Source organism: Nocardia ninae NBRC 108245, assembly GCF_007990755.1.
In the GTDB taxonomy this organism is placed as follows: Bacteria; Actinomycetota; Actinomycetes; order Mycobacteriales; family Mycobacteriaceae; genus Nocardia; species Nocardia ninae.
Map to the genome: position 1 here is coordinate 69,566 of NZ_BJXA01000006.1, position 15,894 is coordinate 85,459.

Consider the following 15,894-nt stretch of genomic DNA (forward strand, 5'->3'; position numbering starts at 1 on the left):
TGCACCGATGGCGATTGCCGACATGCGGTCCGAACATGCCGACAGGCGCGTCCCGAACGGACACCGTCCGGGGCGCGCGTGGGGAAATCAGGCCGACTTCGGCAGTGCGAACTCGGCCGCGGTAAGCGGTGCATCGGAGCCCGCGAGGTAGCGCTGCAATGTCGAGCGGTCGTCCAGCACCAGCCAGGAGATCGCGTCGGTGAGCTCGCCGCGCTGCGACTTGGTCGTCACACCGAGGGCGGTACCCAGCGCGAACGATCCGTCGTCGGTGATCGGCGCGGGAGTGGCGCCGATCTTGACGATGGCCCGCTCGGCGACCACGGACTCGATCTCATCGGTGATCGCGATCGCGATCCGGGTGTTGGCGGTGGCGCCGAGCCCGAGCAGCAGCCGAGCCAGCCGGTTCGACCAGCTGTCCAGTTCGGCGTAGGTGAGCGTGCAGTCGCCGGTGGACACCACAACCGCGTTCGGATCGACCTCGGCGACGGGCCGCGCGAGCGGCAGCAGGCGGATGTTGTCGAGCGATTCGGTCAGCGTATGCATGGTGGTTGTTCCTCGAAGTCTCGGTGAAGAGGTTCTCTTGCGTACCTCTAAATCTCGTCTACGAGGCGAAACTTCGACAGCAACCCAAGCGCTGGTCGAGGTACCTCCCAGGGTGGGGAAATTTTCACCCCAGGGGGTACTGCGGAGCTGGACAGGCTCAGTCGGTGACGAACCCGTTGAGCGTGCCGCTCAGATCGGCGAGCAGCGCGCGGGCGGCGGTGAGACCATTGCCGTGCCAGACGGTGTCCTCGACGGCGAACACCCGCTTGTCGGTCGCGGCGCCCAGGTCTTTCCACTCCTCGGTGCGCAGCACCGTCTCGCCGCGCTTCTTGCCCTCTTCACCGGCCAGGAGCACGTAGATCAGATCGCCTTCCACCTTGGTGGCGAACTGGTCCGGAGTGACATCGAACGAGGCGCCGCGCTGCGCGGTCGGCCGCTGCACACCCGCGTCGCCGATGACCTGACCCGCGAAGCTGTTGTTGCCCTGAACTTCGTTGGTCTCGGCGGTGAATCGGATGAGCGAGGCCTGAGTTTGATTGGCGGCGATGTCGTTGCCGGTGGTGGTCGCCTGGGTGCGATAGTCGTCGAGCGCGGTGTCCGCGGCCGCGCGCCGACCCAATCCCGCTGCGAGCGCGGTGAATTCGGCCTGCCAGCTGTTGTTCGCGCCGACCAGCACAGTGGGCGCGATGGCCCGCAATGCGTCGAAACTCGCGGTGGCAGTGGGGATATCGCCGAGGATGAGGTCCGGGTGCAGGTCGGCGATGAGCTTCGGATCGGGCTGCGCGGCGGAGCCGACGCCCGGGATCTTCAGCACGCCGGTGCCGAGATAGGCGGGCTGCGGGCTCGGGCCGTCCAGAGTGACCGCGCCGACGACGCGTTCCCACAGACCGACCGCGCAGACCGCGTCCAGCGCCGAGGTGGTGAGTACGACGATGCGCTGCGGGTCGGCGGGCACCTCCGAGACGCCCGCGGCGTGTGTGACGGTGCGCGTGCTGCCGTTGGCCGGATCGGGCGCGCTCGGCAGCGCACAGGCCTTGCTGGTGTCGCGTTCGAGCCCGACCACGCCGGCGCCGGCGATGTTCGTGGTGGTGCGCACGATGCTGCTCGCGTCGTCGGGCGTGCTGCTGCACCCCGCCACGACGACCGTCGCGCACAACGCGACGACGGCGCCGATCCGGCGCCGCGCCACGCGGGCGGTGCCGGATCGGGGAGAGGCTGTGCGGTTTCCGGTGCGAACGTAGGCGCTCAGCGGCATGCGGGTGAGGGTACATGCGTGCCGGGAGCGCGGCGGGAAGTGCCCACCGTGCCCGCGTGCCTATAGCGATGGCCGCGCCGACGGCCGCGCGGAACCCTGGATGCGCCAAAGGATTCCGTGCCGCTGCCTCAGGCGCTGTCCCCGCCGATGCTGAAGCGCGCGCCGGTGACGTCGGCGACCGACGCCATCCGGCCGTACGGGGTGTCCTGCGGCGCGGACAGCACCGTGCCGCCGAGCTCGACGACCTTCGCGGTCGCCTTGTCCACATCCTCGGCACCGAAATACACGGTCCAGCTCGCGGGCACACCCTCGGGCAGGAACGCGGCAGCGTCCATGACCCCGCCGAGCATCGGGCTTTGCGAGTGGATCGTGGTGTAGCGGAACTCCGGTGCGTCGGAGATGGTGAACGGGTCCTGCCAGTCGAACACGGTGCGGTAGAAGTCGAGCGAGGCGTCGTAGGCGCGGGTGTGCAGTTCGAACCAGGACGGCGCGCCCGCGTGGTCGCGCCACTTCCCGTCGTTGACCAAGGCTCGGGTCTCGAAACTGGCGAATTGGCCTGCCTGCCAGATGCCGATGCTCGCGCTACCCACATCGCCGAGGACCGCCATCTTGCCGACATCGCCGACCGGCATCGGCGCCAAGGCCACCGAAGCGCCTTGTGCGACCGCCTTTTCCACGGTGGCCTCCACGTCGGGGCTGGCGAGGTAGATCGTCCACAGCTCCGGGCTGTCGACGTCGCCGTCCATCCGCCCCATCGCGCCCGCGACGGCGAGGCCGTCCTTGCGGAAGGTGACGTAGCCGCCGAACTCCGCGCCGGCCCGCTCGGCGGTCCAGCCGAACAGTTCGCTGTAGAAGGTGATGCTGCGGTCGAGGTCGGACGAGTAGAGATCGACCCAGCAGGGATCGCCGGGCTTGGGCTGGTTCTGGTCGGTCATAGCTGGTCTCCTGGACAAGGGTGGAAGACTGATCACCGATATAGACGCCTGCCGCGCCCGAAACTCATCGCGGCGGCCCGGTCCACCCGGACCAACGAAATACGACACAGAGTAGGACCCGTGCGGATTGCTGCGGCAGCACGGTTTACGATTCCAGAAGCGCAAGCGAACTGTCGTCTGTTCCGACATGGGGATGGATGCAAGCAGCGGAGCCTGCGGAGCGACCTAAAGGCACCTTCAGGAGGATCAGTGACTGCGGTAGAGCCCCAGCCAGTCCAGCAGTTGGAAGCGACTCGGCCGTATCCGGCGCGGACCGGGCCGAAGGGTTCGTATCTCTACAAGATGGTCACCACCACCGACCCGAAGGTCCTGGGCACCATGTACCTGGTGACCGCGATGAGCTTCTTCCTCATCGGTGGTCTGATGGCGCTGTTGATGCGGGCCGAACTGGCGCGCCCTGGCCTGCAGTTCCTCTCGCCCGAGCAGTTCAACCAGCTGTTCACCATGCACGGCACGATCATGCTGCTGTTCTACGCGACGGCCATCGTGTTCGGCTTCGCCAACATCGTGCTGCCGCTGCAGATCGGCGCCCCCGACGTCGCCTTCCCCCGACTGAACGCGTTCAGCTACTGGCTGTACCTGTTCGGCGGCACGATGGCGACCGCGGGCTTCATCACCCCGGGTGGTGCCGCGGACTTCGGCTGGACCGCCTACACCCCGCTCACCGACATCCTGCACTCGCCCGGCGTCGGCGCCGACCTGTGGATCCTGGGTCTGGCCGTCTCCGGTCTGGGCACCATCCTCGGTGGCGTCAACATGCTGACCACGGTCGTCTGCCTTCGTGCGCCCGGCATGACCATGTTCCGGTTGCCGATCTTCACCTGGAACATCGCCGTCACCAGCGTGCTTGTCCTGCTTGCCTTCCCGCTGCTCACCGCCGCGCTGTTCGGACTCGCCTTCGACCGACACCTCGGTGGCCACATCTACGACCCGGCGACCGGCGGCATCCTGCTCTACCAGCACCTGTTCTGGTTCTTCGGCCATCCCGAGGTGTACATCATCGCGCTGCCGTTCTTCGGCATCGTGTCCGAGATCTTCCCGGTGTTCTCGCGTAAGCCGATCTTCGGTTACACCACGCTGGTCTACGCGACGCTCGGTATCGCGGCGCTCTCGATCGCGGTGTGGGCGCACCACATGTATGCCACCGGTGCCGTGCTGCTGCCGTACTTCTCGTTCATGACGTTCCTGATCGCCGTCCCGACGGGTGTGAAGTTCTTCAACTGGATCGGCACCATGTGGCGAGGTCAGTTGACGTTCGAGACACCGATGCTGTGGTCGATCGGCTTCCTGGTCACCTTCCTCTTCGGTGGTCTGTCCGGTGTCATCCTGGCCAGCCCGCCGCTGGACTTCCACGTCACCGACTCGTACTTCGTGGTCGCGCACTTCCACTACGTGCTCTTCGGCACCATCGTGTTCGCCACCTTCGCGGGCATCTACTTCTGGTTCCCGAAGATCACCGGCCGGATGATGGACGAGCGCCTGGGCAAGTGGCACTTCTGGGCCACCTTCGTCGGCTTCCACACCACCTTCCTGGTGCAGCACTGGCTCGGCGCCGAGGGCATGCCGCGCCGCTACGCCGACTACCTGCCCAGCGACGGCTTCACCGTGCTGAACACCATCTCCACCATCGGCGCGTTCATCCTGGGCGCCTCGATGCTGCCGTTCGTCTGGAACGTCTTCAAGAGCTTCCGGTACGGCGAGGTCGTCACCGTGGATGACCCGTGGGGCTACGGCAACTCGCTCGAATGGGCCACCACCTGCCCGCCGCCGCGGCACAACTTCTACGAGCTGCCGCGGATCCGGTCCGAGCGCCCGGCCTTCGAGCTGCACTACCCGCACATGATCGACCGGATGCGCGCCGAGGCGCACGTCGGCTGGGGTTCGGGTAAGCACGCCACCGAAGTGCACGAAGGCGCAGTGGCAACGAAGTAGGAATCAGTAACGACGACGAGTGTGCACCTGCTGGTGACCAGCGGGTGCACACTCGTTTGTGCAGTACCGGAGCGCGTGACAACGAGGTCCAGCAACAGCTACGGCAACTTCGAATCTGGAGTACACACAGTTGGCCGACACAACCGTTCTCGTCACCGTCACCGGGCCCGACCGTCCCGGTGTGACGTCCGTACTGCTCGCGGCGATGTCCCGGCACCAGGTGAGTCTTTTGGACGTCGAGCAGGTCGTCATCCGCGGTCGGCTGACCCTCGGCGTGCTGGTCACCTGTCCGGGTGACCCCGAGTCGTTGCAGGACGAACTCGAAGAGGCGATGACTACCGTCGGCATGCACGTCGACGTCGAGGTCGACGCGGCGATCGGCAGGCAGCCGATGTCCACCCACGCGGTGGTCGTCCTTGGCGCGCCGGTCACCGCGCACGCGTTCAGCACGGTCTCCCGGCGGCTTGCTGCCCTCGGCGCCAATATCGACTCCATTCGCGGCATCGCGGACTACCCGGTCACCGGAATGGAGCTGCTGGTCACCGCGGCCGACACCAGCGCGGACACCGACGCACGGCTGCGCACGGCACTGGCGGAGATCGCGGTCGCCGAGCAGGTCGACGTCGCGGTGGAGTGGGCCGGACTGGCCCGCCGGGCCAAGCGACTCATCGTGTTCGACGTCGACTCGACGCTCATCCAGGGCGAGGTGATCGAGATGCTCGCCGCCCACGCCGGGGTGGAGGAAGAGGTCCGCAAGGTCACCGAGGCCGCCATGCGCGGCGAGATCGACTTCGCTGAGTCGCTGCGGCAGCGGGTCGCGACGCTCGAGGGTCTGGACGAGTCGGTGATCGAGGAGGTGGCCGACCAGATCGAGTTGACCCCCGGCGCGCGCACGACTATCCGCACCCTGCGTCGGCTCGGTTTCCGCTGCGGCGTGGTGTCGGGCGGGTTCCGCCAGGTGATCGAGCCGTTGGCGCACGAACTCGAGCTGGATTTCGTGCAGGCCAACACCCTGGAGATCAAGGGCGGCAAGCTGACCGGCCGGGTCGTCGGTGAGATCGTCGATCGTGCGGCCAAGGCCACCGCGCTGCGCAAGTTCGCGGCCGAGGCGGGCGTGCCGATGGAACAGACGGTCGCGGTCGGCGACGGCGCCAACGACATCGACATGCTCAACGCGGCGGGGCTCGGGGTGGCGTTCAACGCCAAACCCGCACTGCGCGAGATCGCCGACGCGGCGCTGTCGCATCCGTTCCTGGACGCGGTGCTGTACGTCCTGGGCGTCACCCGGCACGAGGTGGAGGCCGCCGACGCCCGTGACGGATTGCTGCGCCGGGTACCGCTGAGCTGACCACGGCGTACCCGGTGTCGTAGACCTGGTCCGGTGGCCGCCGTCGGTAGGCTGGCGCCGACCAGGATCGTCGGGTGAATCGGAGGGTGCGTTGCGGAAATCTCTGCTTGTGCTGCTGCTCGGCTTGTCTGTAGTGGGTTGCGGCAACAACGATTCGACCGACGCGGACGCGACCTCCTCGGCCGCGCCGACGTCGGCTCCCGGGCCTGCCGCGGTGACGGCCACCGAGGCCGACAACGGTCAGGAACGCCGGCTCGCCGTCGGACAGCACCTGGTGGTGACGCTGCCCGCGAATCCGTCCACCGGATACCTGTGGCAGATCTCCGAGGTCGATGCGAATGTGCTTCAGGCGCAAGGTGACCCAGGGTTCGAGACGGACCCGAACGTGCCGGTCGCCCCCGGTGCCGGTGGCAGTTCGGTGTGGACCTTCGCCGGTAAGGCCCCGGGCAGCACCAAGCTCTCGATGCAGTATCTGCGACCGTGGGAACAGGGTGTCGAACCCGCACAGACGTATTCGTTGACGATCAAGGTGGAGTGATGTCGAGCATCCCGGAATGTGGTGCCGGAGTCCGGGACGCCGTGGCAGACCCGATCGAGCCGGCCGAGTTCGACGAGGCTGGCTTCCGCGTCCGGCACGCGGAACTCGCGCAGGGCTACGGCGGCGCGGGCGATCCCGACGACCCGGCCATGGTGCAGGCCATGCAGATGGTGCTGCACCTGCCCAAGGTGGACCCGCCGCCGCGCAGCGCGGTGCTGGCCGCGGCGGCGACCGCGTCGGTGGCGCTGTGCCTGGACGAGCGGGTCGGGCCCGGCGGCGAGTGGGCGGAGCGTTATCTGGCGTGGAAGCGCTCACGTATTCGCAAGGTGAGCAGGCGTGCCCGCGGTGCTCAGTGGCTCGCGGCCAACGAGGTGGACGGCGTCACGGTCGAGGTCGAGGGCGCGCAGGCCAGGGCGCTGGTCCCGGGGCCGGTCGGCGAGGTGGATCCGCGGATCAAGCGGTTGCAGATCGGCGGCACCGACCTCGAGCACGACAACCCCGGCCCCGCCGACCCGGAACTGCCGGTGCTGTGGGTGAATTCGGCGCTCGGCATGACCGTGGGCAAGGCGGCCGCGCAGGTCGGTCACGCGAGCATGTTGCTCGCGGGGGCGTTGAGCGCGGCGCAGGCGCTGCGGTGGGCCGAGCGGGAATTCCGTTGCTCGGTACGGGATGCCGACGAACGACTATGGCGGACGTTGGCCGATCAAGTCGCGCGTGGCACGGCGGTGGCGGTGCGCGATGCCGGGTTCACCGAGGTTGCGCCCGGCTCGATGACCGTGATCGCGGTCCTCGCGCGATCCTGGTGAGGGGAGCCCTGGTGCGTCGCGGATGCGTGCGGCCGCTGGGCGGGCTTGCCGGTCGCGACTGCCGCACACCGGAAAATCACCTGCATGGAATGCGCGTTGCGCAGGGCCGATTGGGGTATGTCTTCGGTCTACTCCTCTGAGGACGTTGTGCCCTACCCGCGCTGAGCTCTCCAGGCGGAGGCTCGTCGTATCGAGGCATTGCGGCCTCGCCGACCGAAGGAAGGACCAGCTATGACGACGTTGCTGGTGATTCTCGTCCTGTGGGTGCTCCTCTCGGTTCCACTGGCCCTTCTCGTGGCCCGACTGCTACACAAGTCCGACGGCGAGGAGCATCCGGAGCCCGATCAGGGCGACGACCAGCAGCTCCACGACGACTTCGTACTCGATCGTCGCCGCTGACCCGAGCGACACGCTGCCCGCACCCCGCCCGCGTTGGCGAGCAGCCCGTCGAGTGGGCCAAGATGGACCGCGTGCCGCAACCCGATCCCGATCTGCTCATCGATTTCACCGACGTCACCGTTCGCCGCTCCGGCCACACCCTCGTTGGCCCCGTTAACTGGCAGGTAGAGCTCGACGAACGCTGGGTCGTGCTCGGCCCCAACGGCGCGGGCAAGACCTCCCTGCTCCGGATGGCCGCCGCCGAGCTGCACCCGACCTCGGGCACCGCCCATCTGCTCGGTGAGGTGCTCGGCAAGGTCGACATCAGCGAGCTGCGGCCGCGGATCGGCTTGTCCTCCGCCGCGGTGGCCGGCCGGGTGCCGCGCGACGAGAAGGTCAGCGACCTGGTGGTGTCGGCGGGCTACGCGGTGCTCGGCCGCTGGCGCGAACGCTATGACGACATCGACACCGACCGCGCCGTGGACATGCTGGAAAGCCTAGGCGCGGAACATCTTTCGGACCGCACCTACGGCACGCTGTCGGAGGGTGAGCGCAAACGGGTGATGATCGCCCGCGCGCTGATGACCGACCCCGAGCTGTTGCTGCTCGACGAACCGGCGGCCGGCTTGGACCTGGGCGGGCGCGAGGAACTCGTGGAGCGGCTCGGTGATCTGGCCGCCGACCCGGACTCACCCGCCATCGTCCTGGTCACCCACCACGTCGAGGAGATCCCGCCCGGCTTCACCCACGGCCTGCTGCTCAACGAGGGTGAAGTGGTCGCGCAAGGTCTGCTCACCGACGTGCTGACCTCGGAGAACCTCAGCGACGCCTTCCGTCAGTCGATCGCCCTCGACCGGGTGGACGGCCGCTACTTCGCCCGCCGCGCACGTCGCGCGGGCAAGCACCGCACCCGCTGACCCGCCGCCGTGACGGCGCTCACCGTGCGCGGGTTAGTGTGCAGGAGTGAGTGAGACAAACCCGCAGGCCGACTCTCAGCCGTCGGCGCCGAAGGACGCGTCGACGGTGATGCTGGTGCGCGACGGCGCTGCCGGGCCGGAGATCTTCCTGCAGCGCAGGGTCGGTGCGATGGCGTTCGCGGCGGGGATGACCGTGTTCCCCGGCGGCGGCGTCGACCCCTCCGACGGGACCGCCGAGATCGAGTGGGCCGGGCCCGAACCTGCTTGGTGGGCAGCGCGTTTCGCCACCACCGAGCCGCGGGCCAAGGCGCTGGTCTGCGCCGCCGTGCGCGAGACCTTCGAGGAATGCGGTGTGCTGCTTGCCGGTCCGACCGCCGACAGCGTGGTCTCCGACACCGCCGGTTACCGCGAGTCGCGCGGCAAGCTGGAGCGGCGCGAGCTCTCGCTGGCCGATTTCCTCGCGCAGGAAAAGCTGGTGCTGCGCGCGGATCTGCTTCGGCCGTGGGCAAATTGGATCACCCCGGTGGTCGAGCCGAGGCGCTACGACACCAGGTTCTTCGTCGCCGTACTGCCCGAGGGGCAGCTGGCCGACGGTGCCACCTCCGAGGCCGCGGAAGTGCACTGGCGCACGCCCGCGGAGGCACTGGACCGATGGCGGGCCGGTACCGACATTCTGCTGCCGCCCACCTGGTCGCAGTTGTTCGCACTCGCCGAGTTCGGCTCCACCGCAGAGATTCTCGCCGCCGACGTGGTGATCGAGCCGATCATGCCGGTGCTGCGCGAAGGCGAGGGGCGGCGCGGGCTGGCCTTCCCGGGTAATGATCAGTACTTCGCCGGTCTCCCGGATGCGAGCAGGCTCAAGGGATCCGTCCGCAAGTAAGTCGCCCGGCGACCGGTAGCGTGGCGTCCCATGGCCGAATTCGTGACCCTGGATCTGCTCGAGGGTGCCGGCGCGCGCCGCGTCGCCGTCCTCCGGATCGCCCGTCCGCCGATGAACCTGCTGAACGCACAGCTGGTGCGCGAGCTGGCGGCAGCGGCCGAGACGGTCGCCGCGGACCCGACGGTGGCTGCGGTCATGCTCTACGGCGACGAGCGGGTGTTCTCGGCAGGTGACGACCTGACCGAGCTGGCCGGCCTGAGCGAAGATCAGGCGCGGGCGATGGCGGCCGATGTGCAGCGCGATTTCGGCTGCCTGGCCCGGCTGCCGCAGCCGACGGTCGCGGCGATCAGCGGCTACTGCCTCGGTGGTGGGCTGGAACTCGCGCTCGGTGCGGATCGGCGCATCATCGGCGACAACGTCAAGCTGGGTCTGCCGCAGATCAAGGCCGGGCTGATCCCGCTCGCCGGAATCCGCCGCCTCGCCCTGTTGATCGGGCCGGGCCCGGCCAAGGATCTCGTCTACAGCGGCCGCTTCGTCGAAGCCGAGGAGGCCCGCACCCTCGGCCTGGTCGACGAGGTCGTCCCACCCGACGACGTCTACACCGCAGCGCTCACCTGGGCGCAACGCTTCACCGACGGCCCGGCCCGCGCCCTGGCCGCTGCGAAAGCCGTCTTCGAGGCGGGCCCACACGGCCTGGACCGCGCCCAGACCGAGTGGTCTGCTTTGTTCGCCACCGAAGATGGTCGCATCGGGACCGAGTCCTACCTGGCCGACGGCCCCGGCTCGGCGGCCTTCGTCGGCCGCTGAGCCTTGCTCGCGGCCGACGCGACAGCTGTGTGGTGTTGATCACGCGGGTGCGCTGAAAATGGCACGCGTTCCTGTCTCCGGCCGGAGTCCCGGATACGCGCCACGGCTGGGTTGTCGGCCGTCGATATGCGGGGGTGACCACGGGTTTCGGCAGTACATGGGTAACTCGTCGGGTCCGCCCGAACCGGACCATGTTCGGGTCCGCCGGTCCGCCGCACGACGGGCGTGGCTCTTACTCGTATGGCCTAAATCGCGGAGCGAAGGGTCGGCTAGGCTTAGCCTCCATGACGGTACGTCCCGACGACCCAGCGCCTAACCCGCATGCGACCGAGGCCGAGGTCGAGGCAGCGCGCAAGGATACGAAGCTCGCCCAGGTGCTTTATCACGACTGGGAAGCCGAGACCTATGACGACAAATGGTCGATTTCCTATGACGAACGCTGCATCGAATACGCCCGCGGCCGGTTCGACGCGGCCGTCGGCCCCGCCCCGCTGCCGTACGAGCGGGCCCTCGAACTCGGTTGTGGCACCGGCTTCTTCCTGCTGAACCTGATGCAGGGTGGCGTGGCCAAGACCGGCTCCGTCACCGACCTGTCGCCGGGCATGGTCAAGGTCGCGCTGCGCAACGCCGAGCACCTCGGCCTGGACGTCGACGGCCGGGTCGCCGACGCCGAGACCATCCCGTACGAGGACGACACCTTCGATCTCGTATGCGGCCACGCGGTGCTGCACCACATCCCGGATGTCGAGCTCGCGCTGAAGGAATGCCTGCGCGTGCTCAAGCCCGGCGGGCGCTTCGTTTTCGCCGGCGAGCCGACCACCGCGGGCAACTTCTACGCTCGCTGGCTCGGCCGGATCACCTGGAAGGCCACCACCACCGTCACCAAGCTGCCGCAGCTGGCCGGTTGGCGGCGGCCGCAGACCGAGCTCGACGAGTCCTCGCGGGCCGCGGCGCTCGAGGCGGTCGTCGACCTGCACACCTTCGACCCCAGCGACCTGGAGCGGATGGCGAGCTCGGCCGGTGCCGTCGACGTCAAGGCGACCACCGAAGAGTTCGCGGCCGCGCTGTGGGGCTGGCCGGTGCGCACCTTCGAGGCGGCCGTGCCCGACGAGAAGCTGACCATGGGCTACCGGCTGGCCATGTACAACGCGTGGCTGCGACTGAGCTGGCTGGACGAGAACATCATGCGCCGGGTGGTGCCGCGGCAGTTCTTCTACAACGCGATGATCACCGGCGTGAAGCCGGGCACGTCTGCCAAGTAGTGGGTTACGGCTTCAGTCGCGAGGATGTCGCATACCTCGGCAGTTCGGCGGGCACAGCCGCGCTGACCGAGGTAGACCGGCTGGAGCTGACCCAGGCGACGCACCTGCGCGATCTGGCGCGGGTGCGGCGCGACCACGGGGATCGGGCGGCGGCGCTCGTCGAAACGGTGCGTTTGCGGCGCAAGGCGGGTGCCAAGCTCGTCGGCGCGGGGGAGTGGCTGTTCACCGACGATGCGTTGCAGCAGGCGACTCCGACGCTGGTCGCCCGGCACCGGGCCGCCCGATTGGCCGGTCGCGCGGTGCACGACGTGACGTGTTCGATCGGGGCGGAGCTCGCCGAGCTGGCGCGAGTCTGTCCCGCTGTGCTCGGTAGCGACCTGGACGATGCGCGGCTGTCGATGGCCGCGCACAACCTCGCCGGATCTCGAAATGTATTGCTGGCCAAGGCGGATGCGCTGGTGCCGGTGAGCAGGGACACCGTCGTAGTCGCCGATCCGGCCCGACGAGCGGACGGCAGGCGCACGCACGATCCGGCCAAACTGCAACCGCCGCTGCCGGACCTGCTCGCCGCCTATCCCGGTCGGGACATCGCGGTGAAGTGCGCTCCTGGACTGGATTTCGATCGACTCGACTGGTCCGGTGAGGTCGAAGTCGTCTCCCTGGACGGAGCTGTTCGCGAGGCGTGCCTGTGGTCGGCCGGCCTGAGCGGTCCGTCGGTCGCCCGTCGCGCGACCGTAACGTCCTCGGCTGGAACGTCTTTCACCCTCACCGACGCGGACTCCGACGACATTCCCGAACAGGAACCCGGCGACTGGATCGTCGATCCCGACGGTGCTGTCGTACGGGCCGGTCTGGTCCGCCACTACGCCGCGAAACATGGCCTCTGGCAACTGGATCCGCGCATCGCGTACCTCACCGGCAATGCCGTCCCGCCCGGCACCCGAGGCTTCCGCATCGTCGACCGCCTCGACTACCGCGAGAAAACCCTCCGCACCGAACTGCGCCGCCACGGCTGCGGGCCTTTGGAAATCCTGGTGCGCGGCGTCGACGTCGACCCCGACAAACTCCGCCGCGCCCTCAAACCCCAAGGCAGCCAACCTTTCACCCTGGTGATCACCCGGATCGGCCGCACACCGACGGCTTTCCTGTGCACCGCTGTCGCACCGGTGCCGCCTACTACTCCATCTTCTTGACCACGCGCTGCACCGTGAGCCAGGTGCGGGTGGTGATGTCCTTGCCGTAGGTCTTGTCGAGCCAGGCCATGAAGTCGGGGGTCTTACCGGGTTCGCTGTTGTCGACCACCGCGAGGAACGCGTCGCACGCCTTGTCGTAGCCGACGACCCGGGTGAGCGGGTCGGGCTGTTCGGGCAGCTTGCCGGGGGCCTTCTTGCGCTTCTTGAGGAACGTGGCCACCAGGTAGGTGCCGCGTCCATGGGTGAGGCCGGGGAACGGGTCGGTGTCGAGCAGCGCGCGCAGCTCTTCGTAGCTGCGGATGATCGTGCCGCCTGCGATGCCGAGTTGCGCATTGAGCGCCTGCTGTATCCGGGCCTCCAGCTCGCTGACGTCGGTCTCCGCGCTCTGGAACACGATGTTGCCACTGGCGAGCACCGACGCGACCTGCTCGAACCCGAGCCCCTCGAAGACGCCGCGCACCTTCTCGTTGCTCATGTTCGGATTGCTCGGCGCGATCCCCCGCAACAGTGCGGCATAGCGATTCATATCGGGGAACCTACCCAACGCCACGGACAGTCGGCGCGAACCGACGCGCTACGCCGTTTTGGCGCCGTTCTTCTTGCGCTCGATATCTTCCAGTGCCGCAAGGTATTTCGCGCGCTCCTCGGCGCTCGCCTCCCAGGCGTCCTTGCGGTTCTTGACCACCTTGGCCGGCGCGCCGACCGCGATGCTGTAGTCCGGGATCTCCCCCTTGACCACGGCGTGCGCGCCGAGCACACAGCCGCGGCCGACCCGGGTCTCGCGCAGCACGGTGACCTTGGCGGCGATCCAGGTGTCGGGGCCGATCCGGACGGGGCTCTTCACGATGCCCTGATCCTTGATCGGCAGCGTGATGTCGTCCATCTTGTGGTCGAAGTCGCAGATGTAGCACCAGTCGGCGACCAGGGTGGATTCACCGATCTCGATGTCGAGGTAGGTGTTGACCACGTTGTCCTTGCCGAACACCACCTTGTCGCCGATGCGCAGCGAACCCTCGTGGCAGCGGATGGCGTTGCCGTCGCCGATGTGCACCCAGCGGCCGATCTCCATCCGGCCCAACTCGGGGGTCGCGTGGATCTCCACCCGCTTGCCGAGGAACACCATGCCGCGCAGCACGATGTGCGGGTTGGCCAGCCGGAACTTGAGCAGCCGGTAGTAGCGCACCAGATACCAGGGCGTGTACGCCCGGTTCGCGAGCACCCAGCGCAGCGACGCCACGGTCAGAAAGCGCGCCTGCTGCGGATCCCGGCGACGCGATCCCCGCCAGCGCGAGCGCAACGGTGCGCCCCACATGCTCGTCACGAACGGCTCTCCTGTCGTGGTCCAACGGCTCGTCGCCTGCCTCGGCGGGCGACGGGTAGAGCATAACGGGCGCGCTCGAGGGCGATCCGCGCACGCGGGTGCGGGCAACCCGCGCTGCGCAACGGCGGGACTCGCACACCCGCGCGGGCCCCTACCGTACAGTGACTGCGGCGCCGCGGGCGGCGCCCGGCGAATCCACCACGCGTACACCCGAACCGGGTCGCGCCAGCGCGGTGGTTCGGCACGCTTTAGTCTCGTGCGAGCGGAAACGACGACAGGAGTGCAGCAGGTGCGAAGCGGCGTACTGGCTAGTTCCATGTGGCGACCGTCCCGGCTGCGGGTAGTTGCGTCGCTGGCCGCGGTCGGTGCGCTGGCGTTGACCGGGTGCGGCACCGACGTCGACGACATCACGGTCGGCTCGGGCAAGGGCTGGCCCGCCGCGTACCACGACGGCCGCAATGGTGGCAGCAGTCCGGTGGTCGGCGCCAAGAAAGTCGCGCTGAGCTGGTCACGCCCGATCGGTGGGCCGGTCGCCGAGCCGGTGACCATCGGCCCCGACGGGCAGATGTTCCTCACCACCCGAGCGCCCGGCTGCTCGATCTTCTCCTTCCAGATGGCCACCGGGCGCAAGCGTTTCTGCACTCCGCTCGGCGCGACCGCCGTCGCGACACCGTCGGTGGTGGACGGCATGACGAACGTCTACGTCGGCGACGACACGGACAACGTCGGCGCGGTCATGTCCTTCAACTACCTCGGGCAACCGAGGTGGCGCACCCCGGTCGCCGGTGCCCCGGTCTCCTCGCAGTTCACCGGCGACGGAAACCTGCTGACGGTCACCCAATCCGGCCAGATCGACGTGCTCTCGCGCCAGACCGGCCAGCGCATCGTGCCCACGGTGCAACTGCTCGGTCAGCCCGACTTCCTGGACAACCCCAACCTCGATTGGCCTGCCGCCGGACAGGGCTTGGACGACTGCCACGCCGGCGAACCGCAGTGCCCGGTCGCGAACATCTCGGCCGTCGACACCGCGAGCGGACGCTTCTTCGTCACGGTATGGAAGCCGGGTAAGCCGACCGCCGCGCTCGTCGCACTTCGCTACGCGGACAACAAGATCGAGCAGGAGTGGAGCGCCGACCTGCTGTTCGGCGGTAGCGCGACCAGCCCGACCCTTTCGCCCGACGGTAAGACCGTTTACGTGGGAGACAACAGCAACCGGCTGATCGCCGTCGACGCCGCCGACGGTCGTACCAAGTGGGTGCAGCCGCTGGAATGGACGCCGCGCGGCGGTATTTCGGTGTCCGGCGACGGCCTGATCATCCCGTCCGGCGACGACGGCTATCTGCTCGCGCTGCGCGACAAGGGCGATGTCGCCGAACTCGCTTGGGAGCGTAAGGATTTGGGACTGCGCGGTGTCCCGGTGCAGACCGCGGGCGGTACCGGCTATACCCCCGCCGCGATCGGCGAGGGCCTGAACCTGATCACCTTCGACACCAAGACCGGTGCCACCATCGATTCCGATGTGCTGCCCGGGGCGCAGGGCAGCACGACCGGCACCTCCGTCGGCGCGCAGGGTGAGGTCGTCGTCGCCACCCGCATCGGTGAGCTCTTCGTTTTCGAGCCCGAACGCTGACCCCGGCGCGAGATCGGCTCGGCGACGACCTGATTCAGGCGGTGACTCCGGCGCGGGACGGCGCGAGTTACTTCGGGACGCAGACTCCC

At 68.4% G+C, this 15,894-nt stretch carries 16 protein-coding genes; 11 read left to right on the forward strand and 5 right to left on the reverse strand.

Annotation, left to right across the window (positions count from 1 at the left end; translation table 11 throughout):
* Positions 1–87: 87 nt before the first annotated feature.
* From NN4_RS07045 to NN4_RS07055, 3 genes are all read right to left on the reverse strand, one after another.
* Entirely contained in the window at positions 88–543 is a 456-nt protein-coding gene (locus NN4_RS07045) for an AMP-binding protein (RefSeq protein WP_147129154.1), read from the reverse strand.
* A gap of 157 nt (positions 544–700) precedes the next feature.
* Positions 701–1,798 carry an ABC transporter substrate-binding protein gene (locus NN4_RS07050; protein ID WP_147129155.1) on the reverse strand — a complete coding sequence of 366 codons (1,098 nt, stop codon included), beginning with the start codon at positions 1,796–1,798 and terminating at the stop codon, positions 701–703.
* Positions 1,799–1,926: 128 nt separating this feature from the next.
* On the reverse strand, positions 1,927–2,733 hold the full coding sequence (locus NN4_RS07055) for a VOC family protein (RefSeq protein ID WP_147129156.1): 807 nt from the start codon (positions 2,731–2,733) through the stop codon (positions 1,927–1,929).
* A 249-nt stretch (positions 2,734–2,982) separates the two neighbouring features.
* Here NN4_RS07055 and ctaD point away from each other — a divergent pair, with 249 nt between their 5' ends.
* The 10 genes from ctaD to NN4_RS07100 all read left to right on the forward strand — a co-directional run bounded on the left by ctaD (position 2,983) and on the right by NN4_RS07100 (position 12,854).
* Entirely contained in the window at positions 2,983–4,725 is a 1,743-nt protein-coding gene (ctaD, locus tag NN4_RS07060; protein WP_135232624.1) for an aa3-type cytochrome oxidase subunit I, read from the forward strand.
* Positions 4,726–4,855: 130 nt separating this feature from the next.
* Positions 4,856–6,073, forward strand: coding sequence for a phosphoserine phosphatase SerB (gene serB, locus NN4_RS07065; RefSeq protein ID WP_107658561.1), 1,218 nt, complete (start codon positions 4,856–4,858; stop codon positions 6,071–6,073).
* Between the two features lie 91 nt (positions 6,074–6,164).
* Positions 6,165–6,611, forward strand: a complete 447-nt coding sequence (locus NN4_RS07070; RefSeq protein ID WP_186818309.1) for a protease inhibitor I42 family protein — start codon at positions 6,165–6,167, stop codon at positions 6,609–6,611.
* Complete coding sequence (locus tag NN4_RS07075; RefSeq protein ID WP_147129158.1) at positions 6,611–7,417, forward strand: peptidyl-tRNA hydrolase; 807 nt, start codon at positions 6,611–6,613, stop codon at positions 7,415–7,417. Before NN4_RS07070 ends, NN4_RS07075 begins: the two co-directional genes overlap by 1 nt.
* A 231-nt stretch (positions 7,418–7,648) precedes the next feature.
* Positions 7,649–7,816 (forward strand): hypothetical protein, encoded by a 168-nt coding sequence (locus NN4_RS44850; protein WP_186818310.1) that lies wholly within the window; start codon positions 7,649–7,651, stop codon positions 7,814–7,816.
* A gap of 62 nt (positions 7,817–7,878) precedes the next feature.
* On the forward strand, positions 7,879–8,712 hold the full coding sequence (locus tag NN4_RS07080; RefSeq protein WP_147129159.1) for an ABC transporter ATP-binding protein: 834 nt from the start codon (positions 7,879–7,881) through the stop codon (positions 8,710–8,712).
* Positions 8,713–8,821: 109 nt separating this feature from the next.
* Positions 8,822–9,592, forward strand: a complete 771-nt coding sequence (locus tag NN4_RS07085) for an NUDIX hydrolase (protein WP_246180758.1) — start codon at positions 8,822–8,824, stop codon at positions 9,590–9,592.
* 30 nt (positions 9,593–9,622) lie between these two features.
* Positions 9,623–10,399, forward strand: coding sequence for an enoyl-CoA hydratase-related protein (locus NN4_RS07090; RefSeq protein ID WP_147129161.1), 777 nt, complete (start codon positions 9,623–9,625; stop codon positions 10,397–10,399).
* A gap of 284 nt (positions 10,400–10,683) precedes the next feature.
* Positions 10,684–11,661 carry a class I SAM-dependent methyltransferase gene (locus NN4_RS07095; RefSeq protein ID WP_147129162.1) on the forward strand — a complete coding sequence of 326 codons (978 nt, stop codon included), beginning with the start codon at positions 10,684–10,686 and terminating at the stop codon, positions 11,659–11,661.
* Complete coding sequence (locus NN4_RS07100; RefSeq protein WP_147129163.1) at positions 11,661–12,854, forward strand: class I SAM-dependent methyltransferase; 1,194 nt, start codon at positions 11,661–11,663, stop codon at positions 12,852–12,854. Before NN4_RS07095 ends, NN4_RS07100 begins: the two co-directional genes overlap by 1 nt.
* On the opposite strand, the gene NN4_RS07105 is transcribed toward NN4_RS07100, so the two are convergent.
* Together NN4_RS07105 and NN4_RS07110 are read right to left on the reverse strand one after the other, a co-directional pair.
* On the reverse strand, positions 12,838–13,380 hold the full coding sequence (locus tag NN4_RS07105) for a DUF1697 domain-containing protein (protein WP_147129164.1): 543 nt from the start codon (positions 13,378–13,380) through the stop codon (positions 12,838–12,840). The two genes, NN4_RS07100 and NN4_RS07105, sit on opposite strands and share 17 nt — an antisense overlap.
* A 48-nt stretch (positions 13,381–13,428) precedes the next feature.
* On the reverse strand, positions 13,429–14,175 hold the full coding sequence (locus NN4_RS07110; RefSeq protein WP_147129165.1) for an acyltransferase: 747 nt from the start codon (positions 14,173–14,175) through the stop codon (positions 13,429–13,431).
* Positions 14,176–14,464: 289 nt separating this feature from the next.
* On the opposite strand from NN4_RS07110, the gene NN4_RS07115 reads away from it, so the two are divergent.
* Positions 14,465–15,805, forward strand: a complete 1,341-nt coding sequence (locus tag NN4_RS07115; RefSeq protein WP_425574270.1) for an outer membrane protein assembly factor BamB family protein — start codon at positions 14,465–14,467, stop codon at positions 15,803–15,805.
* Positions 15,806–15,894 lie beyond the last annotated feature (89 nt).

Coding starts and splice junctions, on each gene's coding strand:
- NN4_RS07045 (WP_147129154.1), bottom strand. CDS start 543: ATGCATACGCTGACCGAATCGCTCGACAACATCCGCCTGCTGCCGCTC.
- NN4_RS07050 (WP_147129155.1), bottom strand. CDS start 1,798: ATGCCGCTGAGCGCCTACGTTCGCACCGGAAACCGCACAGCCTCTCCC.
- NN4_RS44850 (WP_186818310.1), top strand. CDS start 7,649: ATGACGACGTTGCTGGTGATTCTCGTCCTGTGGGTGCTCCTCTCGGTT.
- NN4_RS07095 (WP_147129162.1), top strand. CDS start 10,684: ATGACGGTACGTCCCGACGACCCAGCGCCTAACCCGCATGCGACCGAG.
- NN4_RS07085 (WP_246180758.1), top strand. CDS start 8,822: ATGCTGGTGCGCGACGGCGCTGCCGGGCCGGAGATCTTCCTGCAGCGC.
- NN4_RS07105 (WP_147129164.1), bottom strand. CDS start 13,380: ATGAATCGCTATGCCGCACTGTTGCGGGGGATCGCGCCGAGCAATCCG.
- NN4_RS07090 (WP_147129161.1), top strand. CDS start 9,623: ATGGCCGAATTCGTGACCCTGGATCTGCTCGAGGGTGCCGGCGCGCGC.
- NN4_RS07080 (WP_147129159.1), top strand. CDS start 7,879: ATGGACCGCGTGCCGCAACCCGATCCCGATCTGCTCATCGATTTCACC.
- NN4_RS07055 (WP_147129156.1), bottom strand. CDS start 2,733: ATGACCGACCAGAACCAGCCCAAGCCCGGCGATCCCTGCTGGGTCGAT.
- NN4_RS07075 (WP_147129158.1), top strand. CDS start 6,611: ATGTCGAGCATCCCGGAATGTGGTGCCGGAGTCCGGGACGCCGTGGCA.